The organism is Actinomadura sp. 6N118 (genome assembly GCF_044326415.1).
Taxonomy (GTDB): domain Bacteria; phylum Actinomycetota; class Actinomycetes; order Streptosporangiales; family Streptosporangiaceae; genus Spirillospora.
The window spans coordinates 43,760-59,024 of record NZ_JBIRAZ010000016.1 but is presented as its reverse complement, the minus strand read 5'-3'; the positions used below and the strand labels follow the sequence as shown (position 1 = coordinate 59,024).

Here is a 15,265-nt window from a genome sequence, read left to right as displayed (position 1 = left end):
TGTAGTACTACAAGCTGTAGTACTTGGATCGGTAGTACTACCTGCCGTGGTGACATGCCTCTCAGTCGGTTAATCTGGACCCCGTGAAGGGTCTGGGAGAGCTTGAACGCACGGTCATGGAGATTCTCTGGGCGCGGGAGGACGCCGGTCACGGGGCGGCCACCGCACGCGACGTGAGCCGTGCCCTCGCCGGCGACCGCGACCTCGCGCACACGACGGTCATGACCGTGCTCGACAGGCTCGCCAAGAAGGGTTTCCTCGAGCGCGAGCGCGACGGGCGCGCCTGGCGCTACAGCCCCTCCGCGAGCCGTGAGGGATATGTCGCCGAGCTGATGCTGGGCGCCCTCAACGAGACCGGTGACCGCGACGCCGCCCTGGCCCACTTCGTCCGTTCGGTCTCCGACGACGAGGCCGCCGTGATCCGCGAGGCCCTGCTCGGCCTCACGCGCAAGGAGCCACCGGCATGACCGGCACCGCCCTGCTCGCACTGATGTCAATGGGGACCGTTGGCGGGGCGCACCTGTTGTCCAAGGCGCGCTGGACGTGGCGCGCTCCCCGGACCGCGATCGCCCTCTGGCAGGCCCTCGGCCTGAGCTGGGGCCTCGCCACGATCGGCACCCTGCTGGGCATGGCGCTGCTGCCCTATGGCAAGGGTGTCGCCGGCGGCCTGCCCGTGCTCTTCTCCGACCAGGCCGGGCGGCTCGACGCGACCCACGTGACCGCCCTGTTCGCGGCGGTGAGCCTCACCGCGGTCCTGCTGGCCATGCTGATGTACGCGGTGTTCCGCGTGGTGCGGGCCCGGCGGCGGCACCGGGCGCTGCTGGCACTGGTCTCGCGCCGCGACTCCGCCGTCCCCGACACCCTCGTCCTCGACCACCCGGAGGCCGCCGCGTACTGCGTGCCCGGTGTCCGTTCGTCCAAGGTGGTCGTGAGCGCGGGCACCCTCGAACTGCTCGACCCGGCCGAGCTGGCGGCGGTGCTGGCGCACGAGCGCGCCCACGCCCGCGAGCGCCACGACCTGGTCCTGCTGCCGTTCGCCTCGCTCCGGCAGGTGTTCCCGCAGATCCGGCTGGTCGGGCGATGTCTCGACGCCGTGGAGCTGCTGATCGAGATGGCCGCCGACGACCGGGCCAAGCACCACCGCGCCCCGCGTGAGCTCGCCACCGCGCTGCTGCGGTTCGCCGCGGCCCGGCCGCCGGCCGCCCCGTCCGGCACCCTCGGCGCCGCGACCACCGACGGCATCCCGGTCATGGCACGGGTCAACCGGCTACTTGAGCCGGAGGCCCCGCGCCGGTCCACCCGGGTGGCGGCGATGGTGGCGGTGCCGATCATCGCTGGTATCCCCATCCTGCTGTACACGCTGCCGCACTGAGCCGTTTACGCCCTGGTCAGCCGCTGGCCGGGGCGTCCAGCGCCGTCCCATAGACCCGTTCCACCCGGAGCCTGATCACCACGCGCCGGTCCTTCGCCATCTGGTCGAGGAACGCCGCCTCGTCCGCCGGGTCCGCGAAGCCCCCGACCATGGCGAGCAGTTCCCGGGAAGTCGAGTCACCCGCCACGGTGCTCACCTCGGACACCTCCGCCTCGCCCTCGGCGACCGCATAGGACAGCACGGTGTCGCCCTGGACGTGCAGCACGGCGCGCTGGTCGCGCTCAAGATGGCGCACCTTGATCCGGCCTTCGGCCGACGAGATCCGGATCGTCCGCGCCGCCGCGTCCCACGTGTAGACCATCGAGGCAAGATGCGGGTGACCGCTGCGCTTGACGGTTGCCAGGACGCCGAACTGCCCGCGCGTGAGGATCGCGTCGATCTCCTCCTCGGACAGGAGCCGGGCTCCGGGGCCCTGTCCCGGGCCATATTCGGTCTCGGTCTCGTTCGTCTCAGTCGCCATCTCAGTCTCCTTTAAAGCGTCGAGTGGGGCCTGCCATCTGCTGCTGATTCATTGGTTATTTGTGGTCATCCATGGTTGTTTGTCTCGCCGGGGTGTGTGATGTCGATCGCTTGTGCCGCTGCGGTATGAGTTTTGTCGGTGACGCTCGGTAGCTTCTCGTGGTGTGAGGAAGTTCAAGCCGCGCCCGGGATACGTGGTCCAGGCGTTCAAGTTCGCGCTGGACCCCAACCGGGCTCAGGACGCGGCGATGCGGTCGCACTGCGGTGGGGCGCGCATGGCCTACAACTGGGCGGTGGAGTGGGTGACCGCGGCCTGGTGGCAGCGTGCGGCCGAGACCTCCTACGGGGTGAGCGAGGAGGAGTTGACGCCGTGGCGGGGCTGGTCGCTGCCGACGCTGCGCAAGGAATTCAACCGGATCAAGCACACCGACCCCAGGTTCTGTGAGTGGTGGGCGGAGAACTCCAAGGAGGCCTACAACACCGGCCTCGCACATGCGGCGGCGGCGTTCGCCAACTACGCCGCGTCCAAGTCCGGCTCCCGCAAAGGCCCGAAGATGGGCCGCCCGCGGCGCAAGAGCAAGCGGCGGGCCCGGCTGTCGTGCCGTTTCAGCTACGGTGCCCGCATCCGCGTCGAGCAGGATCGGCGTCACATCACCCTGCCCAGGATCGGCACGGTCCGCACCCACGAATCGACCCGCAAGCTGGAGCGCCGTATCGCCGACGGCCGGGCCAGGGTCCTGTCGGCCACGATCTGCCATGAGCGAGGTCGGTGGTTTTGCTGTCTGCAGGTCGAGGTCGAACGCGTCCCCGCCACCCCGGTGCGGCCGGAAACGGCTGTGGGGGTGGATCTGGGCGTCAAGCATCTGGCCGTGATCGCCGAAACCAGCGGCCAGGCGCGGTACGAACCAAACCCGGCTCACCTGGACAAGGCCCTGTCGCAACTGCGCAGGTTGTCGCGTCGGGTGTCGCGCCGCCGGGGCCCGGATCGCCGCACCGGGCAGGAACCCTCGCGGCGGTGGGAGAAGGCCAACGCCGAACGCAACCGGGTGCACCACCGGGTGGCCAACCTCCGCCGGGATGCCCTGCACAAGCTGACCACCGGGCTGGCTTGTGAATATGGGCATGTGGTGGTGGAAGATCTGAACGTGGCCGGGATGCTGCGCAACCGACGCCTGGCCCGCCGCATCGGTGATGCGGGGTTCGCCGAGATCCGCCGCCAACTCGCCTACAAGACCGGCTGGAACGGCGGCGCCCTGCACGTAGCCGACCGGTGGTTCCCCTCTTCCAAGACCTGCTCGGCGTGCGGTGCGGCGAAAGCCAAGCTGGCGCTGCACGTCCGGGTGTTCGACTGCGATCAGTGTCCTGTGGTGCTGGATCGGGACGAGAACGCAGCCCGCAACCTGGCCGCCCTGGCAGCGGCCTACCTCGACGGCACACTGGACCAGCTCGAGGACGACGTCGGGGAATGCAGGACCGGTACCGGAGTGGCCGGAGACCGGGACGCGCGAGCGTCGAAGCCTCGCAGAGCCGACCGTAAGACCCGCACCCAAACCGCGCCCGGTCGCAAGGCCGGGAGCGGGCGGGCAGGTGGCGCAAAACCCGCCCCATCCGAGGCCGGGAAGGAAGCGAGAGACCGTACTCAAGCCGAAGCCCCCCAGCTTTGGTGATGTGACGGACCTTCCGGATGGAAACACCCGGATTGCTGAGATCTGACCATGGTCTTAGCAACGGTTCAGGCGGTCGCGACGGGCTGGGCCGGGGTCTCGGTGGAGGCCTTACCGACGGGGGTGGCCTCCGTTTTGGGCTCGCGCAGGACGATGAGAGCGACGACGAGGGCGGCCACGAGGAGCCCGGCGGAGACCATGAACGCGAGGTGGTAGCCGTCGGTCAGCGCCACGGCCTGGCTCTTGCCCTCGCCGAGCAGCCGTTCGGTCTTGGCGGCGGCCAGGGTGGACAGGACGGCGACGCCGAGCGCCATGCCGATCTGCTGCGTGGTGTTGAAGAGGCCGGAGGCCAGCCCCGCGTCGTCAGCCTTCGCGCCGGACATGCCCAGGTTGGCCAGGGCCGGGAGGACGAGGCCGCCGCCCGCGATGAGCAACATCACGGGGAGGAGGTCGGTGACGTAGTCCCCGTTCACCGGGATGCGGGCGAGCCAGGCCATCGAGCCGAACAGCAGCGCCAGGCCGGTCACCAGGACGGTACGGGTGCCGAAGCGGGCGATCAGGCGCGCCGAGACGAAGAGGGACACGCCGCCGATCGCGACCGCGGCGGGCAGCATGGCCAGCCCGGTTTCGAGAGCGCTGTAGCCGAGGACCTTCTGCATGTAGAGCGCGACGATGATCTGGAAGGCGAACATCGCCGAGAGGGTCAGCATCTGCACGACGTTGGCGCCGGAGACGTTGCGCGAGCGGAAGACGCGCAGCGGCATCAGCGGGGTCCGGGCCGTGGCCTGCCGGACGATGAACGCGGCGAGCAAGGCGAGCGAGAGGGCGCCGAGTCCCAGGGTGTGGCCGGCGAGCCAGCCGTGCTCCTCGACCTTGACGACGGTGTAGATGCCCAGCATCAGGCCCGTGGTGACCAGGACCGCACCGGCGATGTCCGCTCCCGAGGAGAGCCCGAGACCGCGGTCGCGAGGCAGGGCCGGGATCGCCACCGCGATCGTGATCAGGCCGATCGGCAGGTTGATCAGGAAGATCCAGTGCCAGTTGAGGGCGTCGGTGAGCACGCCGCCCAGCACCTGGCCGATCGAGGCGCCCGCGGCGCCGGTGAAGCTGAAGACGCCGATCGCCTTCGCCCGTTCACGCGGCTCGGTGAACAGCGTCACCAGGATCCCCAGCACGACCGCCGAGGCCATGGCGCTGCCGACGCCTTGCAGGAACCGCGCGGCGATCAGGATGCCCGGGGTGGTGGCCGCCCCGGCCAGCAGCGAGGCGGCGGTGAAGACGCCGTTCCCCGCGAGGAACATCGTCTTGCGGCCGATCAGGTCCCCGAGCCGCCCGGCCAGGAGCAGGAGGCCGCCGAACGCGATCAGGTAGGCGTTCACCGTCCAGCTCAGACCGGCGGGCGAGAAGCCGAGGTCGCTCTGGATGGCCGGCATCGCCACGGTCACGATGCTGCCGTCCAGGATCGTCATCAACCCCGCCGCGGACAGGACGGTCAGCGCTAGCCAGCGCGATCTGGCGGCGGGGGGTGCGGTGTTCGACATTGGTCTCTCCTTGCGCAGCCTTGTGCAGCAACCGATAGAGAGACCGTAGCAGATAGTTCCGTTACAGACGATCCTTGAGAGAACTATTTGGTGCTCTCCCGTGCCCGGCGCGCCTGTGCGGGGGCCTCCGCAGGGGTCCCGAGATGCCCGCTGACCAGGAGGTTCATGATCCGCAAGAGGTCATCGCGATCGTCCTTGGAGAGGGATTCGAGCGCGGCCCTGTGCACACCATCGACGATCTCCTGGCTGCGGGCGGCGGCCTGCGCGCCCTTCCCGGTGACCGCGATGATCCTCGCGCGCCGGTCCTTGCTGGAGGGCCGGCGCTCGGCGAGGCCCGCCTTCTCCAGGGCGTCGACCGTCACCACCATCGTCGTCTTGTCCATGTCGCCGAGCTCGGCCAGCTGGATCTGGGTGCGCTCCTCTTCGAGAGCGTGCACGAGGACGCAGTGCATGCGCGCGGTCAGCCCGATCTCGGCGAGCGCGGCCGCCATCTGGGTGCGCAGGACGTGGCTGGTGCGGTCGAGCAGGAAGGACAGGTCGGGCTCGGCGCGGGAGGGGGCCATGGCAGTCATGTCCCCAGTCTAGCAATTTGATTTGTTGACGGATTATCTACGAACTTACGATCCCGTGCAGGACGACTGTGACGAGGTCGTCCACATCCGCCTGATCGGGTTCGGGTCCTGCCACCTCGTGGAAGAGCGCAGCCATGACCGACTCGTGACAGAAGCCGACGATCATCCTGGCCGCGGCGTCCACCTTGGCGGCGGGCGCGAGCCGCCCGCGTTCCACCTCGGCTCGCAGGTAGCCCCTCAGGCGATCCCGCCAGTCCTCGCCCGGCTCGCCGAGCTCGGCGAATCTGGCGAGGACCTTCGGCTGGGAGTAGAGCCCGGTGAACGCCGGCACGATCGCCTGGTGCATCGCCAGCCCGTAGATGACGTACGCCCGCAGGTTGTCCTCGATGCTCCCGTCGCCAGGCCGGGGCAGGTCGCTGAGACCCTGCTCGGCCCGGCGGACGTGGGCTCGCAGGCCGTACGCGAGCAGTTCTTCCTTGTCCGCGAAGTGGTTGTAGAGCACGCCGTCGGCGACGCCGGCCTCGCGGGCGATCCCGCGCACGGTGAGCCCGACCGTCCCGCGTTCGGCGATGACGCGTTCGGCGGTGGCGATCAGATGGTCGCGCAGGCTCTGCTCGCCGCCGCCGTCACGCAGCACGGCCGCTTTTCTAGGTGACATCAACCGGCATCGTAGTGAGCGGGGACGCCGTCAGCTCGAAGCCGTACCTCGCGAGCTCGGCCAGGAAGGCGGTCGGCTCAACGATCTCGTCCAGATGCCGTACGCCCGCCGGAAGCGAATCCAGACGCCGCACGACCAGGGCGGCGACGATCCCCGAGGCGCGGCTCTGCCTGCGGCCCGTGACCGAGGCGGTGCAGGCGCCAGAGGAGGCCGTCACGGCGAATCCGTCGCTCCCGAAATGCACCTTGCTCAAGGCCGCCAGAACGACGCCTCGCACTCGCCGGACGCGCAGCAGCCGTGAGACGCCGGGCGTCCTGGCCGCCGCCAGCATGCCCGTCATGGCGCGTGAGTCCAGGCAGAGCCCGGTCGCGACGCGTCCCACTCCGAGCGTGCGGGGCAGCGTGTGCTGGTCGGAGAACGGGAAGCCGTGGACCTTCCGGGCCCCGTACGGTGCGGGGAAGCGCATCCGCCAGGACGTCCCCATCGAGCCGAGCCCGTCAAGCGTCCAGGCCAGCGCCGCCGGTCCGTGCGCCTCCCCGGAGCCCAGCAGGACGCCGATCTCGACGTCCTCCCCGCCGGAACGCTCCGCGCATGTGCGGGCCAGCAGGTTCGTGACACCGGGGGCGAGCCCGACGCTGAGCACGGCGGTCGCCTGCCGCTCGGTGGCGAGCCCGTCAAGGCGCTCGATCCCTGAGAGCAACTCGTACGAAGCGGAGACGTCGACATAGTGCACGCTGCGTTCCAGACATGCGCGAGCCACCCGCGCATTGTCCTGGTCGACACACATGAGCACGGCGTCGGCCCCGTCGAGCGCCCGGTCGAGATCGGCAGGCTCGCGCAGGTCGACCCGGAGGGACGTGGTGTCCGGGACCGGCGGGGCCTTCTCAGGTGCACGCCCCGCCACGACCACCGCGCCCGGATACCAGCCGGCCAGCAAGGCGGCCGCCTCCCGCCCGACCGCGCCGTACCCACCGAAGATCACGATTCGCTTCATCGGGTCGCTCGCACCAGCCAGCCGTTTGACCGCAGCCGGACGGCGCCCGCGCGCTCGAAGGGTCGCATCGCTTCTTCAACCGCCTTGCGGAGCGGGCCCGGATCGGCGCCCCCGAGGTGGAAGCGGACCGGGCCCCAGCCGGTGAAGAACTCGGCCGCATCCGCGGCGTCCCGGCCCCAGGAGGCCTCCGCTTCGACCTGTTCCGCGGTGACGTCCTGGAAGCCCGCCGCGGTGAGCACCGTCCGGACGTGGTCCGGGCCGGCCAGCGAGAGCGGTCCGGATCGGTCGGGTTCGGAGGTCGTCTGCCAGCCCGGCAGGTGCTCGGCCGCCGCCGCGAGGACCGCGCCCAGATCGGTGCCACCGAGGCCCGCCATACTCACGAACGCCAGGCGGCCACCCGGGCGCAGGGCGTGCGCGACATTGCCGAACGCGGCGACCGGGTCGGCGAAGAACATGACCGCGAACCGGCTGATCGCGACATCGAACCCGCCTTCGGGGAACGGATGTACCTGCACGTCGCCCTGCTCGAAGCGCACGTTCTCCACGCCCTCCTCGGCGGCCGTGGCACGGGCCCGGGTGAGCATCGGCACCGACAGGTCCACGCCGACGGCCTGCCCGAGCCGTGCCCGCCGCGCGGCCAACCTCGTGATCCCCCCGTTGCCGCAGCCGATGTCGAGCACCCGATCCCGCTCGCCGATCCGGGCCGCGTCCAGGAGCCGGTCGTTGAACCCGCCGTTCGTGGCCTCGTAGCGGTCGTGATTGTCCGCCCAGTGTTGTCCCTCGTAGCCGTTCCAGGCCTCCGCCTGCTCCGTATTGACGATCCGGACCATCCCCGCCTCCTCATCATGAACGCTCGTTCATGAACATATGTTCATAATGCGCCAAGGTCGTCCCGCCGTCAACCGGCCTTACCGACCTGAATGGGCCGCTGAGGCGAGATCGTCTGGCGGTGGACGATCGCGTCGAACCACTGCGCGAGCGAGCCACCGGTCATCGTGGACGACTCCTGCCAGATGAGGCCGCGCGTGGTGGCGGGCGCCTTCAGCCACGTCCGTACGGCGGGCGGGCATCCGCGCGCAGGTCCAGCACGAATTGCTCGGACGCGACGCGGCCGAACGGGTACTCGAACCAGCCGGGCGCCGGAGGAGGAGCCGGGGTGGCCGGTCCACCCGGCTCGCCGCTGGCCGAACCACGGTCGAAGGTGAAGCCGATCGACCTGTAGCGCTGCCCATACCACCGGTGGAGATACGATCCGGCGCTGGCGAAGGAGTGAACGCCAGGAGTTTCGACGATCGCATCAGCACATCTCCCTCTCGCATCGGTGGATGCGAGAACCGTCTCTGGCGGGTCTGTGCTGGCGCGTCCGCCCGTGGGCGGCTTGTGAACTACGCCGGACGTCGTACGGCCCCCTCGGCGGTGCTGCCGAGGGGGCCGTGGGACGAATGGATAACTAGCTGCTGACGTACTTGCCGAGGTGCTGGGCGGTGAGCGTGTCGGCTTTGGCGACCAGGTCGGCGGGCGTGCCGGTGAAGACGATCTGGCCGCCGTCGTGCCCTGCCCCAGGGCCGAGGTCGATGATCCAGTCGGCGTGCGCCATCACGGCCTGGTGGTGCTCGATCACGATGACCGTGTTGCCGTCGTCGACCAGCCGGTCGAGCAGGGCAAGGAGCTGGTCCACGTCGGCCAGGTGCAGGCCGGTGGTCGGCTCGTCCAGGATGTAGGTCGCCGCCTTCTCGGCCATCCGGATCGCGAGCTTGAGCCGCTGGCGTTCGCCGCCGGACAGGGTGTTGAGCGGCTGGCCGAGGCTGAGGTAGCCCAGGCCGACATCGGCGAGCCGGTCGAGGATCGCGCGGGCCTGGCGTTCGGTGAAGAAGTCGCGGGCCTCGGTCACCGACATGCCGAGGACGTCGCTGATGTTCTTGCCGCGCAGCTCGTACGTGAGCACCTCGGGGGTGAAGCGCTTGCCCTCGCACTCCTCGCAGTCCGACGCCACCCCGGCCATCATCGCCAGGTCCGTGTAGACCAGGCCGATGCCCTTGCAGTTGGGGCAGGCGCCCTCGGAGTTGGCGCTGAAGAGCGCGGCCTTGACGCCGTTGGCCTTGGCGAACGCGGTGCGGATCGGGTCGAGCAGGCCGGTGTAGGTGGCGGGGTTGCTGCGCCGGGAGCCGCGGATCGCCGACTGGTCGACCACGTTCACGTCCTCCCGCTTGGAGAGCGAGCCGTGGATCAGCGAGCTCTTGCCCGATCCGGCGACACCGGTGACCACGGTCAGCACGCCGGTGGGGATGTCGACGCTCACGTCCCGCAGGTTGTGCAGCGTGGCGCCCTCGATCGAGATCTGGCCGGTGGGCTGCCGCACTTCGTCGCGCAGCCGGACCCGGTGGTCCAGGTGGCGGCCGGTGAGGGTGCCGGACGCGCGGAGCCCCGCCACGTCGCCGGTGTAGCAGATCTGCCCGCCGTTGATGCCCGCCCCCGGGCCGATGTCGACGACATGGTCGGCGATCTCGATCGTCTCCGGCTTGTGCTCGACGACCAGGACGGTGTTGCCCTTGTCGCGGAGGCGGAGCAGCAGGTCGTTCATGCGCTGGATGTCATGCGGGTGCAGGCCGACCGTCGGCTCGTCGAAGACGTAGGTGATGTCGGTCAGCGGGGAGCCGAGGTGACGGATCATCTTGACCCGCTGCGCCTCCCCGCCGGACAGCGTGCCGGACTCGCGGTCGAGGCTCAGGTAGCCGAGGCCGATCTCGACCAGCGAGTCCAGTGTCTCGCTCAGCGCGGTGAGCAGCGGCGCGACCGAGGGGGCGTCGATGTCCCGGATGAACCCGGCCAGGTCGTTGATCTGCATCGACGCGCAGTCGGCGATGTTGCGGCCCTTGATCTTGGCGGCGAGGACCTCGGGGTTGAGCCGGGCGCCGCCGCACGCGCGGCAGGTCGTGAACGTCACGGCCCGGTCGACGAACGCGCGGATGTGCGGCTGCATCGCCTCACGGTCCTTGGAGAGGTAGATCCGCTGCACCTTGACCACGAGGCCCTCGTAGTTGGTGTTCATCCCGCCGATCTTCATCTTGGTGGCGGGCTTGTGGAGGAAGTCCTCCCACTGCTGCTCGGTGTAGTCCTTCAGCTTGACGTCCGGATCGACGAACCCCGACTCGGCCAGGTTCTTCCAGTACCAGGAGTCCACGGCGAAGTTGGGCACGGTGATCGCGCCCTCGTTCAGCGACAGCTCGCGGTCGACCAGCTCGTCGACGTCGATGTCGGACTTGCGGCCGAGTCCCTCGCACTCGGGGCACATGCCCGCCGCGTTGTTGAAGCTGAACGCGTAGGCGGGGCCGACGTGGGGCTCGCCGAGCCGGCTGAAGATGATCCGGAGCAGCGTGAACGCGTCGGTCGCGGTGCCCAGCGTGGACCGCGCGTTCGCGACCATCCGCTCCTGGTCCACGACGATCGCGGCGCTCAGGTTGTGCAGCGCGTCGACGTCCGGGCGGCCCACGTTCGGCATGAACGACTGGAGGAACGCCGAGTAGGTCTCGTTGATCAGGCGCTGCGACTCGGCCGCGATGGTGCCGAACACCAGGGAGGACTTGCCCGAGCCGGACACCCCGGTGAAGACCGTGAGATGGCGCTTGGGGATGTCGACCGACACGTCGGCGAGGTTGTTCTCCCGGGCGCCGCGAACCTTGATCAAATCGTGGCTGTCCGCGGGACGCCGTTGCCGTTCGTCGTTCATGGAGGTGGGCCCTTCTTCACGAGTCCGGGGAGGCATTAATGTCGTACAGTGTACAGAGAAAATTTCGGGGCGGCAATATAGAACGGAATGATTCGTTCCCATACTATGGGAGGCATGGAGACCACGACGCAAGCTCCCATGAGCGGCCGGAAGGCGCAGGCGGCCAGGAACGATCAACTTATCCGAGACGCGGCGCGGGCCGTGTTCACCGCCGATCCGGGCGCCCCCATCTCGGCGGTGGCCGAGCACGCCGGAGTCGGCATCAGCGCTCTCTACCGCCGGTACAAGAGCAAGGAAGAGCTGCTCCAGCGGCTGGCCGACGATGGGATGGACCGCTATCTCGCGCAGGTTCAGGCGGCGCTTGACGACGACCGGGACGAATGGACCGCGTTCGCCGACTTCATGCGCCGCTGCCTCGACATCGGCGCGGGATCGGTGACCATGCGGCTGGCCGGCAGCTTTCCCGTCACCGACGAGATGGCGCAGAAGGGCCGCGACATCCACACGGCCACCCAGCGCCTGCTTGACCGCACCAAGGAGGCGGGCGCGCTCCGGCGTGACATCGAGGTCGGTGACATCTCGGTGCTTCTGGAGCACCTGCACACCATCCGCATCGGGGACGATGAACGGATGAACCGACTGCAACACCGTTATCTGGAGCTGTTTCTGGACTCGCTCCATTTGGCGGATTCGGAGGAGCTCCCCGGCCCCCCTCCGAACTGGCAGGAGCTGAGAGGACGGTATGACGACTAAAACCGACCGTCGGTCGCTGAACCGCGCCCTGCTGGCCCGCCAGCTCCTGCTCGACCGGCACGAGCTTTCTGCCCTCGACGCCATCGAGCACCTGGTGGGCATGCAGGCGCAGGCTCCCACCCCGCCGTACTTCGGCCTGTGGAGCCGCCTGGCGGGCTTCGAGTTCGGCGAGCTGGCCACCCTGCTCACCGAACGGTCGGCGGTCCGCACGGTCCTCATGCGCGGCACCCTCCACCTGGTCAGCGCCCGCGACGCGCTGGCCCTGCGGCCGCTCACGCAGGTCATCATGGACCGCTTCGTCAGGACCGGGAACGGGCGGGACCTGAGCGGCATCGACCTGCCCGCCGTCGAGGCCGCCGTGCGCGAGCTCTTCAAGGAGCCCCGCACCGACAAGGAGATGCGTGCCCTCCTCGCCGAACGTTTTCCCGGTGGAGAACCCGAGCTGCTCAATTGGGCAGCACGGACCGTGATCCCGCTCGCCCAGATTCCGCCGCGCGGCCTCTGGGGCAAGAGCGGCCTGGCCACCCACGTCCCTCTCGAAGACTGGCTGGGCCGTTCACTCGACACCGAGGCCTCCCTCGACCGCCTGGTGTTGCGCTACCTCGCCGCGTTCGGCCCGGCCACTGTTCAGGACGCGCAGCACTGGTCAGGCCTGACCGGCCTGGGTGAGGTCGTCGAACGGCTCGCGCCCGAGCTCGTCACGTTCGCCGACGAGAACGGCAAGGTGCTCTACGACCTGCCTGACGCACCCCGCCCCGATCCTGAGACCCCGGCTCCGATCCGTTTGATCCCGGAATTCGACAACCTCACGCTGTCGCACGCCGACCGGGCGCGGATCGTCTCCGAGGAGCACCGCAAACGCCTCTTCACCGTGAACGGCATCATCCGCGCCGCCGTCCTCGTCGACGGCTTCGTCCACGGCATGTGGAAGCACGAGAAGAAGCGCGGTGTCGCGACCATCCGCATCGAGCTGTTCGAGCCCGTGTCCAAGGTCGATCGCACCGCCATCGTCGATGAGGCCGAACGACTCCTCGCCGCCGCCTACCCCGAGGCCAAGTCCTATGAGGTGGAGTTTGAGACGGAGCTAAGCTGACCTGGACAGACAGGCATTTCGGTACGCCTGGCCTGCGGATCAGTCATCGCGGCATTTGCCTTCTGTGTCGAGGGACTCCAGAAGGGTGTGGAGGGTCTCGCGGAGCTGCGTGACCTGCTCACGGGTCAGGGGATCGAAGAGGTTCTGCCTGACGGCCTCCGCATGGCCCGGGGCAGCGGCCTTCAGGACCTCGAAGCCCTCGTCGGTGAGCTTCGCGAGAGTCGTCCGGCGGTCGGTGGGGTGCTTGGTGCGGGTCACCCAGCCGTTCTCCTCCAGCCGGTTGACCGCGTGGGAGAGGCGGCTGGGGGAGGAACGCACGATCTGGGCCAGCTCGCTCATGGTGAGCGTGCGGCCCGGGGACTCCGAGAGCATCGCCAAGATCATGTAGTAGGTGTGCGGCATGTTGGAGTCGCGCTGGAGCTGGCTCTCCAGGGCGTCGTTGAGCAGGCGGGTCGTCCACAGGAACGCCCGCCAGGTCTCTTGCTCGTCCTCGTCCAGCCACCGCGTCATGACCCCATTCTACTTGAGCACTCAAGATTTGAAGAATCAACCATTTCGGCGTAGAGTGTCACTTGAAGATTCAAGTATTTGTCGCGGAGTTCGCCACGGAGGTCGCCATGACGCGGATGCCGGTGCTCTATCTCAGCCATGGCGCGCCGCCGCTGGCCGACGACGCCGTCTGGACCGGCCAGCTCGCGGCCTGGTCGGCGGATCTGCCACGGCCCGCGTCGGTCCTCATGGTGTCGGCGCACTGGGAGGAGGCGCCGTTGAGCATCGGCGCCACCCGCACGGTGCCGTTGATCTATGACTTCTGGGGCTTTCCGCAGCACTACTACGACGTGAAGTACGAGGCGCCCGGAGCGCCGAAACTCGCCGAGGACGTACGCAAACTGCTGCCCGGAGTGAAACAGGACCCCGAACGCGGGCTCGACCACGGGGCCTACGTACCACTCGTGGAGATGTATCCCGAGGCCGACATCCCGGTGCTGCAGATGTCCCTGCCCACGCTCGAACCCGAGTGGCTCTTCGAGGTGGGGAAGCGGCTGGAGCCGCTGCGGGACCAAGGCGTGCTCATCGTGGGGAGCGGCTTCACCACGCACAACCTGCGGGAGATGAACCCCGACGCGCAGGGTGCGCCGCCGGCCTGGTCCGCCGAGTTCGACGAGTGGGCCGAACAGGCCATCAGGGCGGGCGACGTGGATCAGGTGCTGGACTTCGCCGGCAAGGCCCCGGCGGCGCGGATCGCCCATCCGCGGACCGAGCACTTCGCGCCGCTCTTCGTCGCCCTGGGCGCGGCAGGCACCGAGGGACGGTCAGTGATCGACGGATTCTGGTACGGGCTGGCTAAACGATCCTTCCAGTTCGGCTGATCAAGGAAGGTTCGGCTGATCAACGCAGGTTTTGGCTGACCGGCGCAGGTCAGGCCTGGTTGGACACCTCCATCGCCGCGAAGCCCACACGCCAGGACGGGATCTGCGGCTTCCAGCCCAGGTCGAGCGCCTTGGCGTTGGACGCCGGCCGGCCCGTCGCGGCGGCATGCCGCGCGGTGCCCCGGTCCGGGAGCGGGACGCCGAGCGCCGCGCAGTAGACCGGCAGCCAGTCGGCGGTGGTCGCGGGCTCGTCGTCGACGATGTTGACCGGGCCGGCGGGCCAGTCGAGCGCGGCCAGGACGGACGCGGCCGCGTCGTCGGCGTGCACGAACGAGGTCCACGCCGGCGAGGGCCGCAGGCTTCCCGCCCGGACCCGGTCGGCGATCGCACCGTCCGGTGCGTACCAGGTGCCGGGTCCGTAGAGCGCGCCGTACCGCAGGATGACGCCGCGCGGCAGCTCCGCGACGGCCTCCTCCAGCGCGGCGACGCCCTCATAGGGCGGCAACGTCGGGTCGAGGGCGTCGTCCTCGACCGCGGGCGCGTCACCCGGCACGTACAGCCAGCTGATGCTCTGCGCGATCATCACCTCGACGTTGGCCGCCTTCGCGGCCGACACCAGATTGCGGGTGCCCTGGACGCGCAGCCGGGAGTTGGCTGCGAAGTCCTCCCCGCTGAGATCGGTGAGCTGGTGGACGATGACGTCCGGACGCACCGCGAGCACCGCGTCATGCACGGCCGGGGAGTCGAAGGCGTCCAGGACGAGGGGCTTGGCCTGCTGCGCGGCGATGGCGTCGGCACGGTCGGCGGACCGGGTCGTCCCGGTCACCTCATGGCCTGCCTGCACGAGCAGGGGGACCAGCCGACTGCCGACGACACCGGTTGCACCGGCGACAAGAATCTTCAAGGGGGGTACCTCCACGACTGCACGCCTTTGTGGCCGCCTTCCAGGAAGGATAGGCAGAGACTCTCTCCAGGTCACGCCCGGCACGGCGAAATGCCCCT

The 15,265-nt window shown here is 69.2% G+C and carries 16 protein-coding genes; 6 read left to right on the top strand and 10 right to left on the bottom strand.

The features are described 5' to 3' along the window. Positions 1–83: 83 nt before the first annotated feature. Complete coding sequence (locus ACH34W_RS35510; protein WP_151561537.1) at positions 84–467, top strand: BlaI/MecI/CopY family transcriptional regulator; 384 nt, start codon at positions 84–86, stop codon at positions 465–467. Beyond that, the gene (locus tag ACH34W_RS35505; RefSeq protein ID WP_395965535.1) at positions 464–1,372 is read left to right on the top strand and encodes a M56 family metallopeptidase; all 909 of its coding nucleotides are present in this window, start codon (positions 464–466) and stop codon (positions 1,370–1,372) included. The genes ACH34W_RS35510 and ACH34W_RS35505 overlap by 4 nt, the downstream gene beginning before the upstream one ends. Positions 1,373–1,388: 16 nt before the next feature. Here the strand turns inward: ACH34W_RS35505 and ACH34W_RS35500 are convergent, their stop codons facing one another. Continuing rightward, a complete protein-coding gene (locus ACH34W_RS35500; protein ID WP_395965534.1) occupies positions 1,389–1,892 on the bottom strand; it encodes a TIGR03618 family F420-dependent PPOX class oxidoreductase in 504 nt (167 codons plus the stop codon). Positions 1,893–2,055: 163 nt separating this feature from the next. Here ACH34W_RS35500 and tnpB point away from each other — a divergent pair, with 163 nt between their 5' ends. Then, positions 2,056–3,558, top strand: a complete 1,503-nt coding sequence (tnpB, locus tag ACH34W_RS35495) for an IS607 family element RNA-guided endonuclease TnpB (protein WP_395965533.1) — start codon at positions 2,056–2,058, stop codon at positions 3,556–3,558. A 65-nt stretch (positions 3,559–3,623) separates the two neighbouring features. On the opposite strand, the gene ACH34W_RS35490 is transcribed toward tnpB, so the two are convergent. The 7 genes from ACH34W_RS35490 to ACH34W_RS35460 all read right to left on the bottom strand — a co-directional run bounded on the left by ACH34W_RS35490 (position 3,624) and on the right by ACH34W_RS35460 (position 11,047). After that, on the bottom strand, positions 3,624–5,096 hold the full coding sequence (locus tag ACH34W_RS35490; RefSeq protein WP_395965532.1) for an MFS transporter: 1,473 nt from the start codon (positions 5,094–5,096) through the stop codon (positions 3,624–3,626). Between the two features lie 83 nt (positions 5,097–5,179). Then, positions 5,180–5,668: a MarR family winged helix-turn-helix transcriptional regulator gene (locus ACH34W_RS35485; protein ID WP_395965531.1), complete on the bottom strand. Its 489-nt coding sequence runs from the start codon at positions 5,666–5,668 to the stop codon at positions 5,180–5,182. Between the two features lie 37 nt (positions 5,669–5,705). Beyond that, positions 5,706–6,326 (bottom strand): TetR/AcrR family transcriptional regulator, encoded by a 621-nt coding sequence (locus ACH34W_RS35480; RefSeq protein WP_395965530.1) that lies wholly within the window; start codon positions 6,324–6,326, stop codon positions 5,706–5,708. Further along, complete coding sequence (locus ACH34W_RS35475; protein ID WP_395965529.1) at positions 6,316–7,320, bottom strand: saccharopine dehydrogenase family protein; 1,005 nt, start codon at positions 7,318–7,320, stop codon at positions 6,316–6,318. Before ACH34W_RS35475 ends, ACH34W_RS35480 begins: the two co-directional genes overlap by 11 nt. Further along, positions 7,317–8,150: a class I SAM-dependent methyltransferase gene (locus tag ACH34W_RS35470; protein WP_395965528.1), complete on the bottom strand. Its 834-nt coding sequence runs from the start codon at positions 8,148–8,150 to the stop codon at positions 7,317–7,319. Before ACH34W_RS35470 ends, ACH34W_RS35475 begins: the two co-directional genes overlap by 4 nt. A 211-nt stretch (positions 8,151–8,361) precedes the next feature. Next, positions 8,362–8,613, bottom strand: a complete 252-nt coding sequence (locus tag ACH34W_RS35465; RefSeq protein WP_395965690.1) for an erythromycin esterase family protein — start codon at positions 8,611–8,613, stop codon at positions 8,362–8,364. A 157-nt stretch (positions 8,614–8,770) separates the two neighbouring features. Beyond that, a complete protein-coding gene (locus tag ACH34W_RS35460; protein ID WP_395965527.1) occupies positions 8,771–11,047 on the bottom strand; it encodes an ATP-binding cassette domain-containing protein in 2,277 nt (758 codons plus the stop codon). Positions 11,048–11,161: 114 nt separating this feature from the next. Between ACH34W_RS35460 and ACH34W_RS35455 the strand changes: the two genes are divergently transcribed. After that, positions 11,162–11,800 (top strand): TetR/AcrR family transcriptional regulator, encoded by a 639-nt coding sequence (locus ACH34W_RS35455; protein WP_395965526.1) that lies wholly within the window; start codon positions 11,162–11,164, stop codon positions 11,798–11,800. After that, positions 11,790–12,893, top strand: a complete 1,104-nt coding sequence (locus ACH34W_RS35450) for a winged helix DNA-binding domain-containing protein (RefSeq protein WP_395965525.1) — start codon at positions 11,790–11,792, stop codon at positions 12,891–12,893. The genes ACH34W_RS35455 and ACH34W_RS35450 overlap by 11 nt, the downstream gene beginning before the upstream one ends. 39 nt (positions 12,894–12,932) lie before the next feature. On the opposite strand, the gene ACH34W_RS35445 is transcribed toward ACH34W_RS35450, so the two are convergent. Then, positions 12,933–13,403 carry a MarR family winged helix-turn-helix transcriptional regulator gene (locus ACH34W_RS35445; protein WP_395965524.1) on the bottom strand — a complete coding sequence of 157 codons (471 nt, stop codon included), beginning with the start codon at positions 13,401–13,403 and terminating at the stop codon, positions 12,933–12,935. 107 nt (positions 13,404–13,510) lie between these two features. Between ACH34W_RS35445 and ACH34W_RS35440 the strand changes: the two genes are divergently transcribed. Beyond that, complete coding sequence (locus ACH34W_RS35440) at positions 13,511–14,263, top strand: dioxygenase (protein ID WP_395965523.1); 753 nt, start codon at positions 13,511–13,513, stop codon at positions 14,261–14,263. Between the two features lie 49 nt (positions 14,264–14,312). On the opposite strand, the gene ACH34W_RS35435 is transcribed toward ACH34W_RS35440, so the two are convergent. Then, positions 14,313–15,167 (bottom strand): NAD-dependent epimerase/dehydratase family protein, encoded by an 855-nt coding sequence (locus ACH34W_RS35435; protein WP_395965522.1) that lies wholly within the window; start codon positions 15,165–15,167, stop codon positions 14,313–14,315. Positions 15,168–15,265: the final 98 nt, after the last annotated feature.

Bases quoted from the DNA above. Each gene is read 5' to 3' on its own strand.
- ACH34W_RS35505 (WP_395965535.1), top strand. From the start codon at position 464: ATGACCGGCACCGCCCTGCTCGCACTGATGTCAATGGGGACCGTTGGC.
- ACH34W_RS35500 (WP_395965534.1), bottom strand. From the start codon at position 1,892: ATGGCGACTGAGACGAACGAGACCGAGACCGAATATGGCCCGGGACAG.
- ACH34W_RS35490 (WP_395965532.1), bottom strand. From the start codon at position 5,096: ATGTCGAACACCGCACCCCCCGCCGCCAGATCGCGCTGGCTAGCGCTG.
- ACH34W_RS35485 (WP_395965531.1), bottom strand. From the start codon at position 5,668: ATGACTGCCATGGCCCCCTCCCGCGCCGAGCCCGACCTGTCCTTCCTG.
- ACH34W_RS35480 (WP_395965530.1), bottom strand. From the start codon at position 6,326: ATGTCACCTAGAAAAGCGGCCGTGCTGCGTGACGGCGGCGGCGAGCAG.
- ACH34W_RS35475 (WP_395965529.1), bottom strand. From the start codon at position 7,320: ATGAAGCGAATCGTGATCTTCGGTGGGTACGGCGCGGTCGGGCGGGAG.
- ACH34W_RS35470 (WP_395965528.1), bottom strand. From the start codon at position 8,150: ATGGTCCGGATCGTCAATACGGAGCAGGCGGAGGCCTGGAACGGCTAC.
- ACH34W_RS35460 (WP_395965527.1), bottom strand. From the start codon at position 11,047: ATGAACGACGAACGGCAACGGCGTCCCGCGGACAGCCACGATTTGATC.
- ACH34W_RS35455 (WP_395965526.1), top strand. From the start codon at position 11,162: ATGGAGACCACGACGCAAGCTCCCATGAGCGGCCGGAAGGCGCAGGCG.
- ACH34W_RS35450 (WP_395965525.1), top strand. From the start codon at position 11,790: ATGACGACTAAAACCGACCGTCGGTCGCTGAACCGCGCCCTGCTGGCC.
- ACH34W_RS35445 (WP_395965524.1), bottom strand. From the start codon at position 13,403: ATGACGCGGTGGCTGGACGAGGACGAGCAAGAGACCTGGCGGGCGTTC.
- ACH34W_RS35440 (WP_395965523.1), top strand. From the start codon at position 13,511: ATGACGCGGATGCCGGTGCTCTATCTCAGCCATGGCGCGCCGCCGCTG.